At 70.5% G+C, this 23,356-nt stretch carries 18 protein-coding genes and 1 tRNA gene; 12 read left to right on the forward strand and 7 right to left on the reverse strand.

What is annotated here, in order from left to right; genetic code table 11:
- Positions 1 to 9 precede the first annotated feature (9 nt).
- The 4 genes from HNR28_RS08725 (at position 10) to lpxC (ending at position 4,462) form a co-directional block, all read left to right on the forward strand.
- Complete coding sequence (locus HNR28_RS08725) at positions 10 to 813, forward strand: cell division protein FtsQ/DivIB (protein ID WP_043684670.1); 804 nt, start codon at positions 10 to 12, stop codon at positions 811 to 813.
- The gene (ftsA, locus tag HNR28_RS08730) at positions 810 to 2,036 is read left to right on the forward strand and encodes a cell division protein FtsA (protein ID WP_043684668.1); all 1,227 of its coding nucleotides are present in this window, start codon (positions 810 to 812) and stop codon (positions 2,034 to 2,036) included. The genes HNR28_RS08725 and ftsA overlap by 4 nt, the downstream gene beginning before the upstream one ends.
- Before the next feature lie 76 nt (positions 2,037 to 2,112).
- Entirely contained in the window at positions 2,113 to 3,282 is a 1,170-nt protein-coding gene (gene ftsZ / locus HNR28_RS08735; protein ID WP_043684665.1) for a cell division protein FtsZ, read from the forward strand.
- A 256-nt stretch (positions 3,283 to 3,538) separates the two neighbouring features.
- A complete protein-coding gene (gene lpxC / locus HNR28_RS08740; RefSeq protein ID WP_043684662.1) occupies positions 3,539 to 4,462 on the forward strand; it encodes a UDP-3-O-acyl-N-acetylglucosamine deacetylase in 924 nt (307 codons plus the stop codon).
- 107 nt (positions 4,463 to 4,569) lie between these two features.
- On the opposite strand, the gene HNR28_RS08745 is transcribed toward lpxC, so the two are convergent.
- Entirely contained in the window at positions 4,570 to 5,040 is a 471-nt protein-coding gene (locus HNR28_RS08745) for a DciA family protein (protein ID WP_043684659.1), read from the reverse strand.
- 21 nt (positions 5,041 to 5,061) lie between these two features.
- Between HNR28_RS08745 and HNR28_RS08750 the strand changes: the two genes are divergently transcribed.
- Both HNR28_RS08750 and secA read left to right on the forward strand, forming a co-directional pair.
- A complete protein-coding gene (locus HNR28_RS08750; protein ID WP_242404218.1) occupies positions 5,062 to 6,228 on the forward strand; it encodes a M23 family metallopeptidase in 1,167 nt (388 codons plus the stop codon).
- Positions 6,229 to 6,321: 93 nt separating this feature from the next.
- Positions 6,322 to 9,081, forward strand: coding sequence for a preprotein translocase subunit SecA (gene secA, locus HNR28_RS08755; RefSeq protein ID WP_043684657.1), 2,760 nt, complete (start codon positions 6,322 to 6,324; stop codon positions 9,079 to 9,081).
- 94 nt (positions 9,082 to 9,175) lie between these two features.
- On the opposite strand, the gene mgtE is transcribed toward secA, so the two are convergent.
- The 4 genes from mgtE to HNR28_RS08775 form a co-directional block, all read right to left on the reverse strand.
- A complete protein-coding gene (gene mgtE, locus HNR28_RS08760; protein WP_052355961.1) occupies positions 9,176 to 10,663 on the reverse strand; it encodes a magnesium transporter in 1,488 nt (495 codons plus the stop codon).
- A 13-nt stretch (positions 10,664 to 10,676) separates the two neighbouring features.
- Positions 10,677 to 11,069 (reverse strand): acyl-CoA thioesterase, encoded by a 393-nt coding sequence (locus HNR28_RS08765; RefSeq protein WP_043687809.1) that lies wholly within the window; start codon positions 11,067 to 11,069, stop codon positions 10,677 to 10,679.
- Between the two features lie 123 nt (positions 11,070 to 11,192).
- Complete coding sequence (locus HNR28_RS08770) at positions 11,193 to 12,386, reverse strand: M20 aminoacylase family protein (RefSeq protein WP_043684654.1); 1,194 nt, start codon at positions 12,384 to 12,386, stop codon at positions 11,193 to 11,195.
- Positions 12,387 to 12,399: 13 nt separating this feature from the next.
- Positions 12,400 to 13,251 (reverse strand): inositol monophosphatase family protein, encoded by an 852-nt coding sequence (locus tag HNR28_RS08775; protein WP_043684651.1) that lies wholly within the window; start codon positions 13,249 to 13,251, stop codon positions 12,400 to 12,402.
- A gap of 116 nt (positions 13,252 to 13,367) precedes the next feature.
- Here HNR28_RS08775 and mnmC point away from each other — a divergent pair, with 116 nt between their 5' ends.
- Together mnmC and HNR28_RS08785 are read left to right on the forward strand one after the other, a co-directional pair.
- Positions 13,368 to 15,206 (forward strand): FAD-dependent 5-carboxymethylaminomethyl-2-thiouridine(34) oxidoreductase MnmC, encoded by a 1,839-nt coding sequence (gene mnmC / locus HNR28_RS08780; RefSeq protein ID WP_244978246.1) that lies wholly within the window; start codon positions 13,368 to 13,370, stop codon positions 15,204 to 15,206.
- A 177-nt stretch (positions 15,207 to 15,383) separates the two neighbouring features.
- On the forward strand, positions 15,384 to 17,519 hold the full coding sequence (locus HNR28_RS08785) for a glycoside hydrolase family 31 protein (protein ID WP_043687807.1): 2,136 nt from the start codon (positions 15,384 to 15,386) through the stop codon (positions 17,517 to 17,519).
- Between the two features lie 144 nt (positions 17,520 to 17,663).
- On the opposite strand, the gene HNR28_RS08790 is transcribed toward HNR28_RS08785, so the two are convergent.
- Positions 17,664 to 18,464 carry a metallophosphoesterase gene (locus HNR28_RS08790; RefSeq protein WP_242404217.1) on the reverse strand — a complete coding sequence of 267 codons (801 nt, stop codon included), beginning with the start codon at positions 18,462 to 18,464 and terminating at the stop codon, positions 17,664 to 17,666.
- A gap of 69 nt (positions 18,465 to 18,533) precedes the next feature.
- On the opposite strand from HNR28_RS08790, the gene HNR28_RS08795 reads away from it, so the two are divergent.
- Positions 18,534 to 18,609 (forward strand) — tRNA-Lys (locus tag HNR28_RS08795).
- A gap of 369 nt (positions 18,610 to 18,978) precedes the next feature.
- Here HNR28_RS08795 and HNR28_RS08800 read toward each other — a convergent pair.
- Complete coding sequence (locus HNR28_RS08800; RefSeq protein WP_052355959.1) at positions 18,979 to 20,520, reverse strand: bifunctional aminoglycoside phosphotransferase/ATP-binding protein; 1,542 nt, start codon at positions 20,518 to 20,520, stop codon at positions 18,979 to 18,981.
- 222 nt (positions 20,521 to 20,742) lie between these two features.
- Here HNR28_RS08800 and HNR28_RS08805 point away from each other — a divergent pair, with 222 nt between their 5' ends.
- From HNR28_RS08805 to HNR28_RS08815, 3 genes are read left to right on the forward strand one after another with little or no spacing between them, the layout of a single operon-like run.
- A complete protein-coding gene (locus tag HNR28_RS08805; protein ID WP_043684648.1) occupies positions 20,743 to 21,756 on the forward strand; it encodes a methionine ABC transporter ATP-binding protein in 1,014 nt (337 codons plus the stop codon).
- Positions 21,753 to 22,409 (forward strand): methionine ABC transporter permease, encoded by a 657-nt coding sequence (locus tag HNR28_RS08810; RefSeq protein WP_043684645.1) that lies wholly within the window; start codon positions 21,753 to 21,755, stop codon positions 22,407 to 22,409. The genes HNR28_RS08805 and HNR28_RS08810 overlap by 4 nt, the downstream gene beginning before the upstream one ends.
- A gap of 22 nt (positions 22,410 to 22,431) precedes the next feature.
- Positions 22,432 to 23,217: a MetQ/NlpA family ABC transporter substrate-binding protein gene (locus HNR28_RS08815; protein ID WP_052355958.1), complete on the forward strand. Its 786-nt coding sequence runs from the start codon at positions 22,432 to 22,434 to the stop codon at positions 23,215 to 23,217.
- Positions 23,218 to 23,356: the final 139 nt, after the last annotated feature.

A 23,356-nucleotide genomic window follows, 5' to 3' on the forward strand; every position in this document is an offset into this window, starting at 1 on the left:
GATCCGGACGTGTTCGCCGAAGCCCGACTGACCAACCTGATCGCCAACCTGCTGGCCCTGCTGGCGGTGTTGGCGATCGTGGCCGGCGTCGTGCTCTGGACCATCCGCAGGCCCTATTTTTCGATTTCCCGGATCGAGCTGGCCCCGGTGGCCGGCGCGTCCCTGCAGTACGTGACGCCGCTGAACCTGCAGACCGCCCTGGCGGGCCAGGTGCGCGGCAACTTCTTCCTGATGGACCTGGACGCGGCCCGGCGCCGCATCGAAGCCGCGCCCTGGGTGCGCCACGCCGTCGTCCGGCGGGTGTGGCCGGCCACCCTGCAGGTGCGCATCGAGGAGCAGCAGCCGCTGGCCTTCTGGAACGAGAACCAGATGATCAACACCTGGGGCGAGGCCTTCACGGCCAACCAGGGCGAGCTGCCCGACGAGCTGGACCTGCCCCAGTTGAACGGCCCGGTGAATTCCGAGCGGCTGGTGGTGCAGCGCTATGCCGAGATCGCCCGCTGGTTCGCCCCGCTGGGCCTGAGCGTGCGCGAGGCCACGCTGACCCCGCGCTACGCCTGGGAAGTCACGCTGTCCGACGACGTGCGCCTGACGCTGGGCCGGGATCCGGCCGCCGACGTCGCCGATCCCCACGGCCGCTCCGGCGCCCTGCCGTTCGCCGCCCGCATCGAACGCTTCGTCCAGGCCTGGCCGGAACTGACCCGGCGCCTGGGCGGCCGCATGATCGCCAGCGCCGATCTGCGCTATCCGAACGGATTCGCCATCACGCTGGCCCCCGAAACCTCCGCATCCTCCCGATCGACCCGACCATGACCCGTGACATCAAAGATCTGATCGTTGCACTCGACATCGGCACCAGCAAGGTGGCCGCCGTCGTTGCCGAAATCCTGCCCGACGGCGGGTTCGAGGTGCTGGGCCTGGGACAGCACGAGTCCGAGGGCATGCGCAAGGGCGTGGTGGTCAACATCGAGTCCACCGTGAATTCCATCCAGCGCGCGCTGGAAGAGGCCGAGCTGATGGCCGACTGCAAGATCCGCGAGGTCTACACCGGCATCGCGGGCAGCCACATCACCAGCTTCAACTCCAGCGGCATGGTCGCGGTCAAGGACAAGGAAGTCACCGCCACCGACGTGGCGCGCGTGATCGAGACGGCCAAGGCGGTCAACATCCCGACCGACCAGCAGGTGCTGCACGTGCTGACGCAGGAGTTCATCGTCGATGCGCAGGAGGACATCCGCGAGCCGATCGGCATGAGCGGCATGCGCCTGGAAGTGCGCGTGCACATCGTCACGGGCGCGGTCAGCGCGGCCCAGAACATCGTCAAGTGCGTGCGCCGCTGCGGCCTGGAGGTCCAGGACCTGATCCTGCAGCCGCTCGCCTCCAGCCTGGCCTGCCTGACGGCCGACGAAAAGGAGCTGGGCGTGGTGCTGGTGGACATCGGCGGGGGCACCACCGACATCGCCATCTACACCGGCGGCGCGATCCGCCACACCTCGGTGATCCCCATCGCGGGCGACCAGGTCACCAGCGACATCGCGGCCATGCTGCGCACGCCCACGCCGGATGCCGAGGAGATCAAGCTGCGCCACGGCGTGGCCAAGCAGGCGCTGGTGGACGCCGAGGAAATGATCGAGGTGCCGGGCCTGGGGGACCGCCCCAACCGCAGCGTCAAGCGCCAGGCCCTGGGCGCGGTGATCGAGCCGCGCATGGAAGAACTGTTCGGCTTCGTGCAGCAGGTGGTGCGCGAATCCGGTTACGAGGAATTGCTGTCGTCCGGGGTCGTGCTGACCGGGGGGACGGCGCTCATGCCGGGCATGGTGGAGCTGGCCGAGGACGTGTTCCTCAAGCCGGTGCGCGTCGCCGTGCCCATGTACGAGGGAAGTCTGGCCGACGTGATGCGCAATCCGCGCTTCTCGACGGTGATGGGCTTGCTGACCGAGGCGCGCATGCAGCGCGCCCGCGGCCGCAAGGTGGCGCAGCAGAAGGGAACGGTCAAATCCATTCTGGCGCGCATGAAGGAGTGGTTCATGAATTGAGGCGGCGCCAAGGCCGCACCGGACATGGGCTTTTCAGGGGAAGTTGTTCGTTTTTCCGTATGTGAGGGAGTCAACCATGATGAATTTTGAAATGCTGGATACCAGCAGGAACGGCACCGTGATCAAGGTCGTGGGTGTCGGCGGGGCGGGCGGCAACGCCGTGGCCCACATGATCCGTTCGGGCGTGCAGGGGGTGGAATTCGTCTGCGCGAATACCGATGCCCAGGCGCTGGTCACCAGCGAGGCGCCGGTCCAGATCCGCCTGGGCCGCACCGGCCTGGGCGCCGGCGCCAAGCCCGAGCAGGGCCGCGCCGCCGCCGAGACCGCGCGCGAGGAGATCCGCGCGGCGCTGAACGGCGCCCACATGGTGTTCATCACCGCCGGCATGGGCGGCGGCACCGGGACCGGAGCCGGCCCCGTGGTGGCCGAGGTCGCCAAGGAACTGGGCATCCTGACGGTGGGCGTGGTCACCAAGCCCTTCGTCTTCGAGGGCAGCAAGCGCATGCGCATGGCCGAGGAAGGCATCCGCGAACTGTCGCGCCACGTCCATTCGCTGGTGGTGGTGCTCAACGAGAACCTGTACGAACTGATGGACGAGGACGCCACGCAGGAGGACTGCTTCCGCGCGGCCGACGACGTGCTGCACAACGCCTGCGCCGGGATCGCCGAGATCATCAACGTCGAGGGCAACGTCAACGTCGACTTCGAGGACGTCAAGACCATCATGGGCGAACAGGGCCAGGCCATGATGGGCACGGCCGTGGCTTCCGGCCCCGACCGGGCCCGCATCGCGGCCGAGCAGGCGATCGCCTGCCCGCTGCTGGAAGGCGTGGACCTGCACGGCGCGCGCGGCGTCCTGGTGAACATCACCGCCAGCCGTTCGCTCAAGATGCGCGAGACCCGCGAGATCATGGACACCATCGGCAGCTACGCCTCGGCCGACGCCACGGTGATCTTCGGCACGGCCTACGACGAGTCCATGGGCGAGGACCTGCGCGTCACGGTGGTCGCCACCGGCCTGGGCTCGGCCGCGGCCCGCCCGCAGCTGGTGTCCAACAACGTCGAGGCCCAGCGCACCGGCACGGACAACATGCCGGTGAACGTCAGCCACGACTTTTCCGGTACGGACGTGCCCTCGGTGATCCGCAATCCGCGCAGCCACGCCTCGGCCCAGGTCCGGGCCCTGGAGACGGCCGGCATGGATCACTTCGACATTCCGGCTTTCCTGCGCAAGCAGGCCGACTGACCCGGCCCGCTGCGGCGCATCACCTCACATCGCGGCTGTCGTACAGCAGTTCGCGGCGCCTGGCGCGTCTTCCCCTGCCCCTGGGGGAGGGCGCGCCTTCGCTTTGCTTTTTTCCGCCGGGTTCCGCGTTTCGCCTCTGTTGCGTTCGGCTCTGTTGCATTCGGATATCGTGGAAAACCCGGATATTGATTACAATTGCCCGATCGGCCGATGCGGGCGCGCCTCGCATGGCCATTTTCCGTAGATGAAGACTCCCATGCTCCTGCAGCGCACCATCAAGCAAGCCGTCTCCACCACCGGGGTGGGCCTGCATTCCGGCCGTCGCGTGGAAATCACCCTGCGTCCGGCCGAGCCCAATACCGGCATCGTGTTCCATCGCGTGGACCTGCCCGAGATCGTGGACCTGCCCGCGCGCGCCGACGCGGTGGGCGACACCCGCATGGCTTCGGTCCTGCAGCAGGGTTCCGTGCGCGTGTCCACCGTCGAGCACCTGATGTCGGCCCTGGCCGGCCTGGGCGTGGACAATCTGCACGTCGATCTCGACGCCGAGGAAGTCCCCATCATGGACGGCAGCGCGGGCACGTTCGTCTATCTGCTGCGCAGCGCCGGCCTGCTGGAGCAGGCCGCGCCCAAGCGCTTCCTGCGGGTGCTGAAACCCGTCGAGGTCCGCGAGGGCGAAGGCCCGGCCGCCAAATGGGCGCGGCTGGAGCCCTACGACGGCTTCGCCCTGTCCTTTTCCATCGATTTCCGGCATCCCGCCATCGACTCCACGGCCAACACGGCCGAAATCGACTTCGCCCGGGATTCCTACGTCAAGACCATCGCCCGCGCGCGCACCTTCGGCTTCGCCAGCGAGGTCGAGGCCCTGCGCTCCATGGGCCTGGCGCGCGGCGGCAGCCTGGACAACGCCATCGTCATGGACGAATACCGCGTCCTGAACGCCGACGGGCTGCGCTACGACGACGAATTCGTCAAGCACAAGATCCTCGACGCCATCGGCGACCTGTACCTGGCCGGCAAGCCCCTGGTGGCGCGCTACGTCGCCTGCAAGTCCGGCCATGGCCTGAACAACCAGCTGGTGCGCGCGCTGCTGGCGCGCCAGGATTGCTGGGAACTGGTCAGCTACGAATCGCGCGACACCGCGCCGGCCGCCTTCACCCGCGACTGGCAGCTCGCCTGATCTCGGTCGGTCCGCTCCGTGGCTCGTCCACGTCGCGGCTTGCAAGCCGCTCCGATTCGTCAGGCACGGGGCGGTCCGCGGGGACTGCCCTGTGTCCGGACCCATCCTCACGAACGATGATGGCGCAGCAGCCGGCCGATGGCGTCGGCCAGCGGGCCCGGCGCTACCCGGCGCCCCAGGTCCTCGAAGGATCGCAGGGCGCCTTCCCCCAGGGGCTCGGCTTCCCGGTGGGGCTTTTCCGTCCAGGTGCGGCCCATGGCGGCGTCGATCCGGACGACAATCCGTTCCACGGGCCAGCCGGCGTCCCGCAGGCGGGCGGCGGCGGCCTCGGTCGACTGGCGCAGCCGGGCGGCATGCGCGGGTCCGGGAACCATCACGGTGATTTGCGGTCCATCGATGCGGGCCACCCGGATCCGGCGCGCCAGGGCGGCCGGCAGCGTGCCGGCCAGCACGGCCTGGATGGCCAGCAGCTCGCGCGCCGTGCGCATCAGCTGCGCGCCCTGGGGGTGGCGGTCCAGCCATTCCAGGGCCGGAGTGCCGGAGGATCGCTGCCGCCGCGGCGGCGTCGCCATGGACATGAGGAATTTCGAGTGACGAGAGTGACGAGATCGAAACACAGCGCTCGTGCAGCGCTCTGGCTGCATTCTAACGCGCGCCTCCTGCGCAGTCTGGGCGGAGTCTGCGCCCTGGCGCTGGCCGCCTGGGGCGGGGCCCAGTGGCAGGCCTGGCGCACGCCCGCCATGGATCCCGGCCAGCGCGAGGCGATCGACTTGCGCCTGCGCCAGGATTCGGCGGCGCTGCAGGGCAGCATCGCCGGCCTGGCGGGCAAGCTGGGCGAGCTGCAGGGCCGCGTGCTGGCCATGGAGTCCGTGCGCGCCCGCGTGGCCCAGGCGGCCGGCCTGAGCTACACGGCGCCGGAACTCGACCCGGGTGTGGGCGCCGTCCGGGAGGCCTCCGCTTCCGGCGGCGCCCCGGCCCCGGCCCCTGTCTCTGCGTCTGTCGGCGGCGGTGTCGGCGCCTCCGTCCGTGCCGATGTCGGTGCCGCTGCCTCCGCCGGCGTCGCCCCCGCCGGCCGGCTGGCCGGCCTGGCGCAGGACGAGGGCGGCGACGCCCCGGTGATGGATGACATTCCCGGCCAGTCGCTGCCGGCCACCGGCGTCGGCGCCGCGGAACTGCTGGGCCGGCACATCGACGCGCTGGGCCGGCGCCTGGAGACCCAGGAGGACGCCTACGCCCTGGTGGACGCGGCCCTGTCGCGCCAGGCGGGCTTCCAGGCCAGCCTGCCCACGCTCTCGCCGGTCGATTATCCGGCGCTCAGCTCGTCCTTCGGCTGGCGCCGCAATCCGGTCAGCGGCCGCCACACCATGCACGAGGGCCTGGATTTCGTCGCCCCGCGCGGCGCGCCGATCCGGGCGGCGTCCGGCGGGCTGGTGACGCGGGCGGGCACCTGGCACGGCTACGGCCGGATGGTGGAGATCGACCACGGCAACGGCCTGCGCACCCGCTACGCCCATGCCTCCAGCGTGCTGGTGAAGGCGGGCGACATCGTCCGCCAGGGCCAGCTGATCGCGCGGGTGGGCAGCACCGGCCGGTCCACCGGCTCGCACCTGCACTTCGAGGTGCGGATGGCGGACTACCCCCTGGACCCGACCCTGTTCATCCAGGACGATGCCCGTACGCGCCTGGCGCTGGCTGCGGATCGGGTGGCGCAGGCAGAGCCCGCCGCGGCGTCCGCCGCCGATGCGGGGGCTTCCGCCCTGCGTTAAACTGCAGCGTTTACCTGCGGTCACCATTCGGCGGCCGCGCCTCACAATCTTCCGGCGTCCGATCACCCTTCGGGCCCGCAGCGACGACACGATATGGTTTCTCTGCTCAAAAAGATCATCGGCAGCCGCAACGACCGGCTGTTGAAGCAGTACCGCAAGCAGGTCGCGCAGATCAATGCGCTCGAACCTTCCATGCAGGCCCTGTCCGACGACGCGCTGAAGGCCAAGACCGGCGAATTCCGCCAGCGGATCGCGGAAGGCAAGTCCCTCAATTCCCTGTTGCCCGAAGCCTTCGCCGTGGTGCGCGAGGCCAGCCGGCGCGTGTTCGGCATGCGCCACTTCGACGTCCAGATGCTGGGCGCCATCGCCCTGCACAACGGCAAGATCGCCGAAATGCGCACCGGCGAAGGCAAGACCCTGATGGCGACGCTGGCGGTCTACCTGAACGCCCTGAACGGCCGCGGGGTCCACGTGGTGACGGTCAACGACTACCTCGCCCGCCGGGACGCCGAATGGATGGGCCGGCTCTACGGCTTCCTGGGCATGACGGTCGGCGTGGTGGTGCCGCAGCAGGACAACGAGGAAAAGCGCGCCGCCTACCGCGCCGACATCACCTACGGCACGAACAACGAATACGGCTTCGACTACCTGCGCGACAACATGGAATTCCGCCCGGAAGACCGCCGTCAGCGCAGCCTGGCCTACGCCATCGTCGACGAGGTGGACTCGATCCTGATCGACGAGGCGCGCACGCCGCTGATCATCTCCGGCCAGGCCGAGGACAACACCGAGCTCTACATCCGCATGAACGCGGTGCCGCCCCTGCTGACGCGCATGACGGAAGAGCCCAAGCCCCACGAGCCCGAGCCCGAGGGCGACTTCTGGGTGGACGAAAAGGCCCAGCAGGTGCACCTGTCGGAAGCCGGCCAGATCAAGGCCGAGCAGATCATGGCGCGCCAGGGCATCCTGCCCGAGGGCGAGTCCCTGTACGACCCGCGCCACATCTCGCTGATGCACCATCTGCTGGTGGCCCTGCGCGCGCACAACCTGTTCCACCGCGACCAGCAGTACGTGGTCCAGGACGGCGAGGTGGTCATCGTCGATGAATTCACCGGCCGCCTGATGGCGGGCCGGCGCTGGTCCGACGGCCTGCACCAGGCGGTCGAGGCCAAGGAAGGCGTGCGCATCCAGAACGAGAACCAGACGCTGGCCTCGATCACGTTCCAGAATTATTTCCGCATGTACGACAAGCTGGCGGGCATGACGGGGACGGCCGACACCGAGGCCTACGAATTCCAGGAAATCTACGGCCTGGAGACGGTCATCATCCCGACCAACCGGCCGATGGCGCGCCAGGACCAGAACGACCAGGTCTTCAAGACCGACGCGGAAAAGTACCGCGCGATCCTGGCCGACATCGTCGATTGCCACAAGCGCGGCCAGCCGGTGCTGGTGGGCACCACCAGCATCGAGAATTCCGAGTTGCTGTCCAACGCGCTGAAAAAGGAAGGCCTGCCGCACGAGGTGCTGAACGCCAAGCAGCACGCGCGCGAGGCCGAGATCGTGGCCGAGGCCGGCAAGCCGGGCCACATCACCATCGCCACCAACATGGCCGGCCGGGGCACGGACATCGTGCTGGGCGGCAGCGTGGACAAGCAGATCGACCTGGTGCGCGCCGATCCGGACCTGTCCCCGGAAGAAAAAGAGGCTCGCATCGCGGCCATCCGCGCCGAATGGGCGCCGGCCAACGAGGCCGTGAAGAAGGCCGGCGGCCTGCGCATCATCGGCACCGAGCGCCACGAGTCGCGGCGCATCGACAACCAGCTGCGCGGCCGCGCCGGCCGCCAGGGCGATCCGGGCTCCTCACGCTTCTACCTGTCGCTGGACGATTCGCTGATGCGGATCTTCGCCGGGGACCGCGTGCGCGCCATCATGGAGCGCCTGCGCCTGCCCGAAGGCGAGCCGATCGAGGCGCGCATGGTGTCGCGCTCGATCGAGTCGGCGCAGCGCAAGGTCGAGGGCCGCAACTTCGACATCCGCAAGCAGCTGCTGGAATACGACGACGTGGCCAACGACCAGCGCAAGGTGCTCTACGCCCAGCGCAACGAGGTCCTGGAAGCGGAATCGGTGGCCGACACGATCGCCAACCTGCGCGACGCGGAGATCACGGCGGTGTTCCGCCGCTACGTGCCGGAAGAGACGATGGAAGAGCAGTGGGACGTCCCGGGCCTGCAGTCGTGCCTGGAGTCCGACTGGTCGATCGCGCTGCCGCTCACGGAGATGCTGGAAAAGGAACCCAACCTGACGGACGACGATCTGCTGGAGCGGGTGCTGGCCGAGGCCCGGCGGCTGTACGACGAGAAGGTCGCGCTGGTCGGCGAGGCCGGCTGGCGGCCGTTCGAGCGCTCGGTGCTGCTGCAGTCGCTGGACACGAACTGGCGCGCCCACCTGGCGTCGCTGGACCACCTGCGCCAGGGCATCCATCTGCGCGGCTATGCGCAGGTGGACCCGAAACAGGCCTACAAGCGCGAGGCGTTCACGCTGTTCTCGGACATGCTGGACCGCGTCCGCAACGAGACGATCCGCGTGCTGATGACGGTGCGCATCCAGTCGCGCGAGCAGGTCGCGGTCGAAGAGCCCGCCTCGCCGGCGCTGGAAAACGTGCGCTACCACCACGCCGACTACGACGCGGCGCTGCGCGGCGAGGATCTGGGCCTGGACGAGACGCCGGCCGGGGCCACCGGCCAGAAGGCGGCGACGCCGGCCGGCGCGGTCCCGCGCGTGGGGCGCAACGATCCCTGCCCGTGCGGCAGCGGGAAGAAGTACAAGCACTGCCATGGGCAGCTGAAGTAAGCCGCCAGGGGCGGTTGAGATCCGTCTTCCTGGGGCGTGTGAAAAGGCCGGGCATCGCGTCCCGGCCTTTTTCTTCCGAGCCGGTGCGACGCAACTACAGCAAAAACAGCGTCGCCAGCCCCAGGAACAGGAAGAAGCCCAGCGAATCCGTGGCGAAGGTCAGCAGCACCGACGAGCCCACGGCGGGGTCCTTGCCGAAGCGGTCGCGCAGCAGCGGGATCAGCACCCCCAGCGCCGCGCCGATCAGCATGTTGCCGACCATGGCCGCCATCATCACGCCGGCCACCGCGTAGGAACCCGAGATCATCCAGGCGAAGGTCGCCGCCACCAGGCTGCCGCAGGCGCCGACCAGGAAGGTCACCTGCAGCTCGCGCTTGACCAGCTGGGTGATGTTGGCGCCGGTGACGCGGCCCGTGGCCATGGCGCGGATGATCATGGTCATGGTCTGGTTGCCGGAATTGCCGCCGATCCCGGCCACGATGGACATCAGGAAGGCCAGGATCACGATGTGGCTGACCGTGTCCTCGAAGCGGGAGGCCACGAAGGACGCGATCGAGGCCGTGCACAGGTTCACCAGCAGCCAGGGCGCGCGGTTGCGCAGGGCGGCCAGGACGGGCGCGAAGATGTCCTCTTCCTGCAGGCCGGCGCGCGACAGCTCCTGCTCGTGGGAGTCTTCCTGCAGCACGTCCACCACCTCGTCGATGGTGACGCGGCCGATCAGGCGGCCCTGCTCGTCCACCACCGGGGCCGACACCAGGTCGTAGCGCTCGAAGGCATTGGCGGCGTCGATGTCGGGGTCCATCGGGTTCAGGCTGAGGACGTCGGGCTCCATCACCGCGCTGACCAGGGTGTCGGGTTCGCTCAGCAGCAGGCGCGACAGCGAGAGGGTGCCGCGCAGCTGGTCGGCGCGGTCCACCACGAAGATCTGGTCGGTGTGGTCGGGCAGTTCGTGCAGCCGGCGCAGGTAGCGCAGCACGACTTCCAGGGTCACGTCCTCGCGCACCCGCACCATGTCGAAGTCCATGATGGCGCCGACGGTGTCCTCCGGGTAGCCCATGGCGGCGATCAGCTGCGCGCGCTCGGCATCGGTCAGGCCTTTCTGGACCTCGGCGATGACGTCGGGCGGCAGGTCGGGGGCGAGATCGGCGATCTCGTCGGCGTCCATGGCGCCCGTGGCCGCGATCAGGTCCTCGTGGTCCATGGACTCGATCAGCGATTCGCGGACCCAGTCCTCGACTTCCAGGAGCACGTCGGCGTCGTGTTCCTGGCTGACCAGCTGCCAGACCGCCTGGCGCTGCTGCACCGGCAGGGATTCCAGGATGAAGGCGATGTCGGCCGGATGCAGCGCATTGACGATCTGGCGGATCTCGTCCTCGTGCTGGCGCTGCAGCATGCCTTCGAGCAGGTTCGAGCCGTCCTCGTCCTCGTCTTCGTGCTGGCGCTGGGCGAGCGCGTCCACGACCTCCTGGCGCTTCAGGATGGCCTGCAGTTCCTGCAGCGCCAGCTGGGCGTCTTCCGGGTCCAGGCGGCGCGGAATGACGACCGGGATGGCGGTCTCGTCGGCAACGGGCTGATCGGCCATCGATGCGCGCTCCTCAGATCGGGGGCAGGGGCCGGCTGTGGCGTTCCTCGTCGGTGGCGACGTAGGTCAGGGTGGCTTCGGTGACCTTGACGACTTCGGCCTCCAGGCGCTGGCGCTCGGCGTAGACTTCGACCGAGACCGTGATGGAGGTCCGGCCGGTGCGGATGATTTCCGCGTAGAAGCTGAGCAGGTCGCCCACGAAGACGGGCTGCTTGAAGGTGAAGGCGTTGACGGCCACGGTGGCGACCCGCCCGCCCGCGCGCCGCGTGGCGGGGATCGAGCCGGCGATGTCCACCTGGGACATGATCCAGCCCCCGAACACGTCGCCATGGATGTTGGCGTCGGCCGGCTGGGGCATGACGCGCAGGGTGACCGGGCGATCGGAGGAGGGCAGGGCAGTGGTCATGGCGGCCTCGGGATGGATGCCGGGCGCCGCGTCCGGATCGGAGGGCGCGCGTGTCGGCAAAGCGCGTATTTTAACTGTTTGTCCGGGTCGGTTTCCTGACGGCCGCGGGCCGGGGCCGCGCGCTCAGCCGGCCAGGAACCGGTGCGCCAGCAGCACCCAGTAGGCGGCGCCCAGCGGGATGATGGCGTCGTTGAAATCGTAGCTGCCGTTGTGCAGGGTGCAGGGCCCCAGGCCGTGGCCCGGCGTGCGGTGGTCGCCCATGCCGTTGCCGATCCAGACGTAGCATCCGGGGCGGGCCTGCAGCATGAAGGCGAAGTCCTCCGCCCCCATCGAGGGCCGCACCTGGGGATCGACCTGGTCGGCGCCGACCAGGTCGGCCAGCACCTGGGCGCAGAGGGCGGCCTGTTCGGGGTGGTTGACGGTGGCCGGGTATTCGCGCTGGAAGCGGAAGTCCGCCTCGCAGCGCAGCGCCTGGGCGAGCGGCCCGGTCAGCTCGCGCATGCGGGTTTCGATCAGGTCCAGCGCGCCGTGCGTCAGCGTGCGCACCGTGCCGCGCATCACGGCCTGGTCGGGGATGACGTTGTCGGCCGAGCCGGCGTGGATCTGGGTCACGCTGATGACGCCCGATTCCAGCGGGTCCAGGTCGCGGGTCAGGATGGTCTGGAAGGCCAGGGTGAGCTGGGCGGCCGCGACCACCGGGTCCACGCCCAGATGGGGCATGGCGCCGTGGGCGCCGCGGCCGCGCAGCGTGATCTCGAAGGTGCTGCTGGAGGCCATGATGGGGCCGTCGGTCAGGCCGAACGAGCCGGCGGGCAGGCCGGGCCAGTTGTGCATGCCGAACACCGCGTCCATGGGGAATTGATCGAACAGGCCGTCCTCGATCATGCGGCGCGCGCCGCCCCCGCCTTCCTCGGCGGGCTGGAAGATCACGTGCACCGTGCCGTCGAAGTCGCGCTGCCCGGCCAGGTAGCGGGCGGCGGCCAGCAGCATGGTGGTGTGGCCGTCGTGGCCGCAGGCGTGCATCGTCCCCGGGTTGCGGCTGGCATGCGGAAAGGTGTTGGCCTCGGGCATGGGCAGGGCGTCCATGTCGGCCCGCAGGCCAATGGAGCGGCCCGGCCCGCGCCCGGCGATGCGGCCGACCACGCCGGTCTCGCCCAGGCCGCGATGGACCTCGATGCCCCAGGATTCCAGCAGGCGCGCCACCGTGTCGGCCGTGCGTACTTCCTGGAAGGCGAGTTCGGGCCAGGCGTGGATGGCGCGGCGGATGTCGGTCAGGTCGGGCAGCCAGCCGCCCAGCGTGTCGAGGATCTCTTTCATGATGCCCCCTTTGTCATGGCGCCCCCTTTGCGCGCCGATTGATCAGGCCATCCAGCGCGGCGGCGATGTGCGGGTTGGCGGCGTAGACGTAGCCGCTCTCGGGCCAGGGCTCCTGGTGGCGGATGTCCTCGCAGACGCCGCCCGCCGCGCGCACCAGCGCCGTGCCGGCGGCCACGTCCCAGGGCGCCAGGCCCATTTCCCAGTAGCCATCGTAGCGCCCGCAGGCCGTCCAGGCCAGGTCCAGGGCGGCCGAGCCCTGGCGGCGGATGCCCCGCGTGGCGTGCATCGCGTCGCGCAGCGTCGGCATGTAGAGGGATTCAAAGGAGAAGTCGCGGAAGGGGAAGCCCGTGGCCAGCACCGACTGGTCCAGCGTCGGCGTGGGGGAGCACTGGATGCGGCGGCCGTTGAGCCAGGCGCCCAGGCCGTGCAGCGCGGAGAACAGTTCTTCCCGGTTCGGGTCGTAGACCACGCCGATCAGCGGCGTGTCCTGGGGCAGCGGGGTGCGGCCGTCCAGGCGGCAGCCGGCGTGGCCGATCAGGCCGATGGAGACGGCGTAATGGGGAATGCCGCTGATGAAGTTGGTGGTGCCGTCCAGCGGGTCGATGCACCAGGTGGCCTGTGCGCCCGGCTCGCCGCCGGATTCCTCGGCGACGATGCCGATGCCGGGGGTGCGGGCGCGCAGGATGTCGATGATGGCCCGTTCGGCTTCGCGGTCGGCCTGGGACACCAGGTCGTTGCGCATCTTGTGGTCGACCACGAGATCCGCGCGGTGCAGGGCGTGGGTTTGTAGAATGGCGGCTGCGGCATGCGCCGCCGTGACGGCGGCATCCAGGCAGTCTGCCGACAGGAAGTGCGAACTGGACATGAAGCGCTGATTCCCGTGATGCGTCCGCAGGCCGCCAGCCGGCCCGCGTGGCGTGTTCATCCCATTGTACGTGACCACCGGACGAGTGTCCCCGCATGTCGGACAAGCATGAAATTTTGAAGCCTGCCTCATGGCGGGAGGACGAGCAGGGCGTGCCGCGCAGCCTGGAATACGGCGACGTCTACCACGGCGCCGCCGGGGCGCTGCCGCAGGCGCGCCACGTCTTCCTGGCGGGCAACGGCCTGCCCGGGCGCTGGCGCGGGCGGGCGGCGTTCACGATCGCCGAGACCGGCTTCGGCCTGGGGCACAATTTCCTGGCCGCCTGGCGGGCCTGGCTGGACGATCCCGCGCGCAGCGGCCGGCTGCATTACCTGGCGTTCGAGGCGCATCCCTTCGCCGCGGAAGACCTGCTGCGGGCCTGGCGCCGGCTGCCCGACGAATGCCGGCCGCTGGCCCATGAGCTGGCCGGGCGCTGGCCCGCCCTGCTGCCGGGCGTCCACCGGCTGGAACTGCAGGACGGGCGGGTCGTCCTGACCCTGATGTTCGGCGACATCCGCCGCCTGGCGCGCCAGGCGCAGGCGCGCGTCGACGCCTTCTTCCTGGACGGCTTCGCGCCGCGGGTCAATCCCGACATGTGGTCGCCCGCCGTCTTCGGCCAGCTGCGGCGCCTGGCGGTGGCCGGGGCCACGGCCGCCACCTGGTGCGCGGCCGGCCAGGTGCGGCGCGACCTGCGCGACGCCGGCTTCCTGGTCGAGAAGGCACCCGGCCTCGCCGGCAAGCGCGAGATGACGGTGGCCGTCCTGCGCCCCGGCCTGGGCGCCGCGCCGCCCGAGCCGGACCGCCGCCGCGTGGCGGTGGTGGGCGGCGGCCTGGCGGGCGCCGGAGTGGCGCAGGCCCTGGCCGCGCGCGGCCACGAGGTCGAGGTCTGGGATCCCCTGTGCGCCCTGGACGTCGATCCGGCCCTGCGCCGCCGGGGCGCCGCCGCCCTGGTGCCCGCCCTCAGTCCGGACGACGACACGCGCTCGCGCCTGAGCCGCGCCGGCCTGGCGCGGGCGCGCGCCCGCTGGCTGGACCTGGACGGCCCGGCCCGGCCGCAGGCCTGCGGCGCGCTGGTCTGCGCGCAGTCGGAGGCGCAGGCGGATCTGCAGCGCCGGGCGCTGGCGCGGCTGGGCTTCCCGGCGGACTGGGTGCGCTGGCTCGATCCGGCGCAGGCGGGGCTGCGGGCCGGGGTCGGCGTGCCCTGGGGCGGCCTCTGGTTCGCCGAGGCCTTGCGCGCATGCCCGGGCGAGCTGATCGCCGCGCTGCTGAGCCTGCCGGGCGTGACGCGCCGGGCCTGCGCCGTCGGCGCGCTGGCCGCGGCGCCCGGCGGCGGCTGGTCTTTGCGGGACGCCGAGGGGCGGGAACTGGGGCGCGCGGACCATCTCGTGCTGGCCAACGCCCTGCATGCGCCGGCGCTGCTGGCCGGCGTGGTCCCGGTCGAGCCCCTGGCCGTGCTGTCGCGGCTCGCGCCCCTCGCCGGCCAGGTGAGCCTGTATCCGGCGGGGGATGCCGCGGTGCCGCGCTGCGTCCTGTCGGGGCGCGGCTACTGCCTGCCGCCCCGCGACGGCTGGGGCGTGGCCGGCAGCACCTACCGGCCCGATGCGTCCGAGGCGGTCGCGGACGAAGCCGGCCACCAGGACATCCTGGCGCGCGTGCGGGACTGGGTCGATGCGCGCGACATCCCCTGGCTGGGACGCGGCGCGGCCGTGGGATGGGCCGGCTGGCGGGCCGCCACGCGCGACCATCTGCCCGTGATTGGCCCGGTGCCGGATCGGCCGGGCCTGTGGCTTGCCTGCGCCTACGGATCGCGCGGCCTGAGCTGGTCCGCCCTGGCGGGCGACCTGATCGGCGCATGGATGGACGGCGAGCCCGTGCCCGCCGAGCGCGAACTGGTCCGGCGCATCGCCCCGCGCTGATCCCGCGCCGGCCGCGGATGGATCGCCGGGCATGCGCCGGCATTTTATTTTATGGCGCAAATCCGTCAGAATAACGTCTTTTATATAAGACTCATGCGGGTAGAGTGCCCAGAGGATCACGCTGTGTCGCCCACCATCGAATTGGCGGACCAAGTTTTCGAGACCGGCCCGGTCGTCATGACGCCCTCGTGCGTCGAATGGGCGCTGCACGCCGATGAGTGGCGCTTCCGGATCGAGGCGCACGCGCCCGGCGTCTTCCGGCTGCGCTGCGGGCCGCGCACCTGGCTGGAGCCGGCCAAGCCGACGCCGCGCGCGCAGCGCCAGGCCGACATGCTGCTGGTGCGCCAGGAGCCCGTCGGCGAAATGGAATGCCGGCCGCTGGAATCCGGCGGCTGGCGCCTGACGCAGGGCGACGCCGGCCTGGAGGTCGGCGGTCCCGATGCCGGCCTGCGGCTGTCCCGCGGCGACCAGTGCGTGGCCCGCGTCCGCCTGCCGGTGCGGCCGGCCGGCGGGGGCGATGCGGGCCTCTGGACGCTTGCCTGGACGCTTGAGCCCGACGAGGGCGTGTACGGCCTGGGCGAATCCCTCGCCAGCCTGGATCGGCGCGGCGTCCGCCTGGTGTCGGACGCGCCGGCCGACCGCGCCCTGCCGCTGGCCTGGAGCCCGCGCGGCTGGGGCATGCACGTCAATACGCTGGACCGCGTGGAACACGACCTGCGCGCCGAAGGCGCCTACGCCGTTCAGGCGCGGGGCGCGGGCCTGGACCTGTTCCTGTTCGTCGGCGAGCCGTCCGAAATCCTCAACCAGTACACGGCGCTCACGGGGCGCGCCGGCCAGCCCAATCTCTGGCCCATGGGGGTCTGGCTGGACCAGGCGCCGGGCCAGTCCGTCGAGGCCAGCCTGCAGCAGGTCCGCAGCCTGCGCGGCCAGGGCATGGCGCTCGATGCGCTGCTGCTGGCCGATCCGGCCATCCTGGGCTTCCAGGTCGACAAGCCGGTATTCGAGTGGGCTGCCGACCGCATTCCCGACTGGCGTGCTTGCGCGGCGGCGGCGTCCGCGCTCGACGTCCACCTGGCGGGCGCCTGCATTCCCGGCGTCCTGCAGGGCACGCCGCTGTTCGACGAATGGGCAGACCGGGGCTGGCTGCTGTGCGACGACGAAGGCGAGCCCTGGGTCTGCCCCGGCACGCCGGCCTCCGGCGGGCGGCCGTTCGGACTGCTGGACCTGACGCACCGGGACGCGGCCCGCCTGTGGACCGAACGCCATCTGCAAGCCGTGGAAGAAGGCCTGGACGCGCCGGCCTGCCAGGCGCAGTTCGACCTGCCCGACGGGATCGAGGCCCGCGGCGGCGAAACCGGCGCGGTGCTGCGCACGGCCTATCCCCACCTGGCGCGCCGCGCCCTGTTCGATGCCGTCGCCGGCCCGCGCACGCCCCAGGAAGGCGTGATGCTCAGCCGCGACCTGTTCCCCGGGGTGCAGCGCTTCGCCTGGCAGCAGGGGCCGGACGTGGACAACGACTGGGACGGCTACGCGGCCACGCTGCGGGCCGCGCTGGCGGTGGGCAACAGCGGCGTGGCGGTGCAGACCCATCGTCTGGGCAACGCCCAGCGCCCGGCCGACACCATGACGCCCGAGCTCTATCTGCGCTGGCTGGCGATGGGCGTGTTTTCCGCCAATTTCAGCTTCCAGGGGCTGCCGGCGCTGATGCCGGACGCCTTCGACGCCGACACGCGCGCCCTGGTGGCGCACTGGCTGCAGTGGCGCTACCGGCTGCTGCCCTACGTGGCCGGCATCATCGACGACGCCGTGCGCACCGGCCTGCCGGTGCAGCGTTCCATGGCCCAGGCCTATCCCGCCGACGCCGACGCGCATGCCTGGGACACGCAGTACCTGCTGGGGCCGGCGCTGCTGGTGGCGCCGGTGATGCGCCCCGGCGGCGCGACCGAGGTCTATCTGCCCCGCGGCGACGCCTGGTGGGACCTGAACACGGGCTGGCGCTACGAAGGCGGCACCCGCTGGACGGTGCGCCCCGGCCTGGACACGCTGCCGGTCTTCGGCCGCGAGGGCCACATGCTGTGCCTGGGGCCGGCGGCCCAGCACACCGGCGAGATCAATTCGGCCCGGATCCTGGAAGAAGTCTGGATGTTCGGCATGCCGGAGCACAATCCGGTGGTGATGCGCAACAAGATCCGCGTCATGCAGATGCAGGGCTCCAGCTACATCAAGGGCCTGGAAGGCCTGCGCATCCTGCCGTCCGAAGGTCTGGAGGTCAAGCGCCGCGGGGCCGAGGTGCGGATTTCCCGCGCGAGGTAGGGTCGTGGGCAAGAAGCCCGCGACTCTTCCGGTTGGCGTATTTTCCCGCCTCGCGGCTTGCGGGCCGCCCGGATTCGCCAGGCATGGGGCAGTCCATTGGGACCGCCCCATGTCCAGGCTCATCCCGGCGGCGAAAAGTGGACTCTACGCCTGCAGCGCCTCGGCGCGGCAGGGCACGTCGATGCACAGGCCGGGATCGAAATCGGGGTTCTCGTTCGTGCCGTTGAAGTAATAGCCGCGCGGGTTGCAGACGACGCGGGCGCCATACACCGAGTAGTCGAAGCTGTCGTGCGTGTGGCCGTGGATCCAGAGATCGGCCCGACCCAGCAGGCCGGCGCATTCGGACACGAAGCTCGCGCTGACCAGCGATTCGGCGAAGCGCGGATGCACGCTGCGCATGTTGGGCGCGTGGTGGGTGATGACCACCGTCGGCCCCGGGTGGGGCGCGTCCAGCTGGGCGTCCAGCCAGTCGTACTGCTCGCGGAACAGCGCGGCGGCGTCCCGCGGCGTGAAGCGCGTGCCGTCGCCGTTGCCGATGACCTGGAAGTCGCGCAGGTATTCCGCCGAGCGTTCCATGGCCAGGTCGCGCAGCTCGGCGCCGAACAGCTCGAAATCCGCCCACAGGGTGGCGCCCAGGAAGCGCACGCCGCCGATCACCACGGCCCGCTGGTCCAGCAGTTCGATGCCGCGGGCCTGCGCCTGCTCGGCCAGTTCCGCGCGCACGGCGGGGATGGTGCCGCCGTAGAATTCGTGGTTGCCCGGCACGTACAGCACGGGGCGGGGAATCCGGCCGGCCCATTCCATCGCCGCCCGGGGGCGGGCGATGTCGCCGGCGAGGATGGTGAGGTCCGCCTGGACGTCGGGCGGTTCCAGGCCCTGCAGGCTGAGGTGCAGGTCGGACAGGATGTGCAGCCGCAGGGGCGGTCTGGCGGTGGGGTGGGGCATGGAACGGTCTCTCGTGGACTCCGGGCGCTTGACGCTGTATTGATGCAATGTCAAAATAAAAGGCTTCGTGGGTCGTTAGCTCAGTCGGTAGAGCACCGGACTTTTAATCCGTTGGTCGCGCGTTCGAGCCGCGCACGACCCACCAGAATCCTCCTTGCGAATCCAGCGTCCGGCGCCTCCCTTCGGGGAGGCGCCGCGCTTTTCGGGGTGCGGTCCGGGCGGGCAGCGGGCGACAACACCCGGTGCGATGGTGTCATTGTGCGATCCAGGCCGCGGGTCCGTGAATCCGTATTTCCGCGCATGTGCCCCGAACGTGCCTCGCGCCCGTCCCGCGGGAGCGTCTCCCGGCCCGATCGGACCGCCCGATCGGACCGCCCGTCCGGCCAGCCCGCCCGCCTGGGCTCTCCGTCCCGCCGGCCTGGGCTCTCCGTCCCGTCAGCCCTCGTCCGATCAGCCTCCGCCGTCCCGTCAGCCCTCGTCCGATCAGCCTCCGCCGGCCCGGACGCCCGCCCCGTCAGCCTGCGCCGTCCGGGGCGATGCCCGGCGCAGCCAGCACCGCGGCTTGTGTCGCGGCGGCATCCTGGCCGGCCTGGACCGCGAGCCAGCCCTGGGGACGGGTGTGCCGCCGGAGCTGGGCGCGCACCACGTCCGCGGTGGCGTCGGACGGATCGTTCCTGCGTGCGCGCACGCGCGCGACCAGCGTGTCGGGGTCGGCTTCCAGCCAGATGCCCTGGAAGGGCGCGCCGGCCTCGGCGGCGCAGCGCTCGATGCGCTGGCGCTCCTCCTGGCGGGAGAACACGGCGTCGGCGATGCAGGCGTGGCCCAGGGCGAGCGTGCGGGCCGCCTCCGCCGCCAGCGCGGCGTAGACGCGGTCGGACGATTCCCGGGTGTAGCTGTCGGGCGGCAGGGGCGTTTCGGCCGGCACGCCCGCGAGGCGCTTGCGGATGCGGTCGCTGGCCAGGATGCGCGCGCCCGGCGCGGCGCCGATGCGGTGCGCGATGGCCGCGGCCACCGTGGACTTGCCCGTGCCGCTCAGGCCGCCGATGGCCAGCAGCCGCGCCGGGGCCGGCCGCAGCAGCGCCATGGCCAGGTCCAGGTAGGCGCGGGCCTGCGGGAGGATGTCCTGGCGCGCCGCGCCCGGCAGCGCCGCCTGGGTGGACAGCACCTGCGCGCGGATCGACGCGCGCAGCGCCATGAAGAAGGGCAGCAGCGGCAGGCCGCCGGCGTCGCCGCTCTCGTCCATGTAGCGGTTCATCACCCAGTTCGCCTCGGCGCGCAGGCCCGTCTGCCACAGGTCCATGAGCAGGAAGGCCAGGTCGTAGAGGACGTCGATCGTGGCGATCGCTTCGTTGAACTCGATGCAGTCGAACAGGGTGGGCTGGCCGTCGAGCAGGCAGAGGTTGCGCAGGTGCAGGTCGCCGTGGCAGCGGCGGACCTTGCCGGCGCGCGCCCGTGCGTCGAGCAGCGGCGCGTGCCGCGCCCAGGCCTTGCGCAGGGCGGCGCGCAGCGCGTCCACGGCCGCGGCGCCGAACGCGGGCGCCATGTCCGGGCACTGCTCGTTGAGTTCGAGCACGTCGAGGATGCGCTGCGCGCCGTCCCCGCCGGGCGCGCGTGGCGCCTGGGCATGGAAGCCGGCGATGGTGCGGGCCAGGGCGGTCAGCAGCGGGCGGTCCAGGCGGCCCGCCTGCGCCAGCCGGGTGAACAGGGTGTCCTCGGCGAAGCGCTTCATCTCGACCACGGCGTCCACCAGCTCGCCCTGGCCGTCGAAGGCCAGCGCGCCGCCGGCTTCGCGGGTGATGCGCCGCACGCCCAGGTACAGCGCCGGAGCCGTGCGCCGGTTGAGCGCCACTTCTTCGCGGCAGGCGTCCAGACGCAGGCCGGGTGTGGAAAAGTCCAGGTAGGGCAGGCGGATGGCGCGCTTGAGCTTGTAGACCCGGTCGCGGCCCAGCAGCAGGATGGAAATGTGCGTCTGGACGGTCTCGGGGGCCTCCGCGCCGGGGGCGCGCAGGCGTTCGGCCAGAAAGGCCAGGACTTCGGACGGCTCGTCTCGCGGCATGCGGCCCCTCTGGAACGGAATGCGGTGGGGATGCCGGAGATTCTAGCCCACCCGCGTCCGGGGATCGTTTTTATGATTCCAAGTAATATGTTATCGGCATAATCAGCCAAATCGGCATGGTAAATTCCTGTTTCGCATCCCGTTGATCCGGGAGCGTTTTTTTTCATCACCGGGCCGCTCCCAAGGCGGGCGGCGCGGGATGGCTTCCAGTGGCTCCGCATCTTGATCGATCTCGAGAACATCCGCAAGACGTACGAATCCGCCGGCCGGGCGGTGAACGCGCTCGTCGACGTCAACCTGAACATCCGCGAGGGCGAGGTCTTCGGCATCATCGGGCGTTCGGGCGCGGGCAAGAGCACCCTGATCCGCATGCTCAACCTGCTGGAGCGCCCCACCGAGGGCAGTGTGCGGGTGGACGGGCGCGACATCACGGCGTTCTCCGACGCCCAGCTGCGCGAATACCGGCGCTCGGTGGGCATGGTGTTCCAGCACTTCAACCTGCTGCGCTCGCGCACGGTGATGGACAACGTGTGCTTCCCGCTGCGCCTGTCGGGCCTGCCGCGCGCCGACCGCGAGGCGCGCGCCCGCGAGGTCCTGAACCTCGTCGGCCTGGCCGACCAGGCGCACAAATACCCGGGGCAGCTGTCCGGCGGCCAGCAGCAGCGCGTGGGCATCGCCCGCGCGCTCGCCAGCAAGCCGCGCCTGCTGCTGTGCGACGAGGCGACCTCGGCGCTGGACCCGGAGACCACCCAGTCCATCCTGCGCCTGCTGGGCGACATCAACCAGCGCCTGGGGCTGACCATCGTGCTGATCACGCACGGCATGGACGTGATCCGCGCGGTCTGCGACCGGGTGGCGGTGATCGAGGGCGGCCGCATCGTCGAGGCCGGCCAGGTGCTGGAAGTCTTCCTGCATCCGCGCCACGACGCCACGCGCGCGCTGCTGTCCGAAAGCGGCCTGGACGGCGGCGAAGGCTGGCGCGCGCTGGCGCAGGGCGTGCCGGGCCGCCTGCTGCGCCTGAGCTTCCGCGGCGACAGCACGGCCAGCCCGCTGCTGAGCCGCCTGAGCCGCGACCTGGGCCTGGACCTGAGCATCCTGCAGGGCTCCGTGGGGCGGATCAAGGACACGCCCTACGGCCAGCTGGTCGTGGCGGCCCAGGGGACCGCGGCCGGCCTGGACGCGCTCGTCCCCGCGCTGGACGCGGCGGGCGTCGATTACGAGGTATTGCGGCCATGATGGCGAACGTGGACTGGTGGATGATCGGCGAAGCCACGATCGACACCCTGCTGATGACCGGCTTTTCCCTGCTGTTCACCGTGCTGATCGGGCTGCCGGTGGGCGTGCTGCTGTTTCTGTCCAGCCCGGGGCAGGCCATGGACAACCGCGCCGTCTACCAGACGGTCGCCTTCGTCGTGAACGTGCTGCGTTCGGTGCCGTTCCTGATCCTGCTGATCGTGATGATCCCGTTTTCCCGCCTGGTGGTGGGGACGGCGCTGGGGGTGCAGGGCTCGATCCCGCCGCTGGTGGCCAGCGCGGCGCCTTTCTTCGCCCGGCTGGTGGAAAACGTGCTGCGCGAACTGGATCCCGGCGTGAGCGAAGCCTGCCGCGCCATGGGGGCGACATCCCGCCAGACGGTGCTGTGGGCGCTGCTGCCCGAGGCGACCACCGGCATCCTCGCGGCCATCGTGGTCACGGCCATCACCCTGGTGGGCTATTCGGCCATGTCGGGCGTGATCGGCGGCGGCGGCCTGGGCGACCTGGCGGTGCGCTACGGCTACCAGCGCTACCAGGGCGACGTCATGGCGGTCACGGTCGTGATCCTGGTGATCATGGTGCAGGTTTTTCAGGTGTTTGGCGACCGCTGGGTGGCCAGACTCAACAGACGGTAAATCCTCGTTTCAGGAGATTCTCATGTTCAAGAAATTCGCGCCGGTCCTGGCGCTGGCATTGCCCCTGGCCTTCGCCGTCCCGGCGCAGGCGGCCAAGCTGTCCGTGGCGGCCACCCCCGTACCGCACGCCGAACTGCTGGAATTCGTCAAGCCCGACCTGGCCAAGGAAGGCGTGGACCTGGACATCAAGGTGTTCACCGACTACGTCCAGCCGAACCTGCAGGTCTCCGACAAGCAGATCGACGCCAACTTCTTCCAGCACCAGCCCTACCTGGATTCCTTCAACAAGGAACACGACACCAAGCTGGTGCCGGTGGGCCTGGTCCACGTCGAGCCCTTCGGCGCCTACTCGCAGAAGATCAAGGACATCAAGGACCTGAAGGACGGCGCCCAGATCGCCATCCCGAACGACCCCTCGAACGGCGCGCGCGCGCTGCTGCTGCTGCAGAAGCAGGGCCTGATCAAGCTGAAGGACCCGAGCAACATCCTGGCGACCGCCCGCGACGTGTCGGAAAACCCCAAGCACCTGAAGTTCCGCGAACTGGAAGCCGCCACGCTGCCGCGCGTGCTGCCCGACGTGGACGTGGCCCTGATCAACACCAACTACGCGCTGGAAGCCGGCCTGAACCCGGTCAAGGACGCCCTGTTCATCGAGGACAAGGATTCCCCCTACGCCAACCTGGTGGTGACCCGCGCCGACCGCAAGGACGATCCCGCGATCCGCAAGCTGGTCGACGCTCTGCACACCGCCAAGGTGCGCGACTACATCCTGGAACACTACAAGGGCGCCATCGTCCCCGCGTTCTGATTTAGGGGATTTCCCCAAAATCGCGGCCCGTGCCCGCGATTCCGGCCCTCCGGGGCGCAGGAATCGCGGGCATTTCAGTTAACATTGGCGGGGACGCGGCGAATCGGCCGCAGCAGACGAATCCCACAAGGAGACTCCA

The organism is Castellaniella defragrans (assembly GCF_014203015.1).
Lineage (GTDB): Bacteria > Pseudomonadota > Gammaproteobacteria > Burkholderiales > Burkholderiaceae_B > Castellaniella > Castellaniella defragrans.

What these genes read in the sequence shown, in the direction of transcription:
- HNR28_RS08790 (WP_242404217.1), bottom strand. Translation starts at nt 18,464, where the DNA reads ATGCCCCACCCCACCGCCAGACCGCCCCTGCGGCTGCACATCCTGTCC.
- HNR28_RS08815 (WP_052355958.1), top strand. Translation starts at nt 22,432, where the DNA reads ATGTTCAAGAAATTCGCGCCGGTCCTGGCGCTGGCATTGCCCCTGGCC.
- HNR28_RS08785 (WP_043687807.1), top strand. Translation starts at nt 15,384, where the DNA reads ATGACGCCCTCGTGCGTCGAATGGGCGCTGCACGCCGATGAGTGGCGC.
- secA (WP_043684657.1), top strand. Translation starts at nt 6,322, where the DNA reads ATGGTTTCTCTGCTCAAAAAGATCATCGGCAGCCGCAACGACCGGCTG.
- ftsZ (WP_043684665.1), top strand. Translation starts at nt 2,113, where the DNA reads ATGATGAATTTTGAAATGCTGGATACCAGCAGGAACGGCACCGTGATC.
- HNR28_RS08745 (WP_043684659.1), bottom strand. Translation starts at nt 5,040, where the DNA reads ATGTCCATGGCGACGCCGCCGCGGCGGCAGCGATCCTCCGGCACTCCG.
- HNR28_RS08800 (WP_052355959.1), bottom strand. Translation starts at nt 20,520, where the DNA reads ATGCCGCGAGACGAGCCGTCCGAAGTCCTGGCCTTTCTGGCCGAACGC.
- HNR28_RS08810 (WP_043684645.1), top strand. Translation starts at nt 21,753, where the DNA reads ATGATGGCGAACGTGGACTGGTGGATGATCGGCGAAGCCACGATCGAC.
- HNR28_RS08765 (WP_043687809.1), bottom strand. Translation starts at nt 11,069, where the DNA reads ATGACCACTGCCCTGCCCTCCTCCGATCGCCCGGTCACCCTGCGCGTC.
- mgtE (WP_052355961.1), bottom strand. Translation starts at nt 10,663, where the DNA reads ATGGCCGATCAGCCCGTTGCCGACGAGACCGCCATCCCGGTCGTCATT.
- HNR28_RS08775 (WP_043684651.1), bottom strand. Translation starts at nt 13,251, where the DNA reads ATGTCCAGTTCGCACTTCCTGTCGGCAGACTGCCTGGATGCCGCCGTC.
- lpxC (WP_043684662.1), top strand. Translation starts at nt 3,539, where the DNA reads ATGCTCCTGCAGCGCACCATCAAGCAAGCCGTCTCCACCACCGGGGTG.
- HNR28_RS08770 (WP_043684654.1), bottom strand. Translation starts at nt 12,386, where the DNA reads ATGAAAGAGATCCTCGACACGCTGGGCGGCTGGCTGCCCGACCTGACC.
- ftsA (WP_043684668.1), top strand. Translation starts at nt 810, where the DNA reads ATGACCCGTGACATCAAAGATCTGATCGTTGCACTCGACATCGGCACC.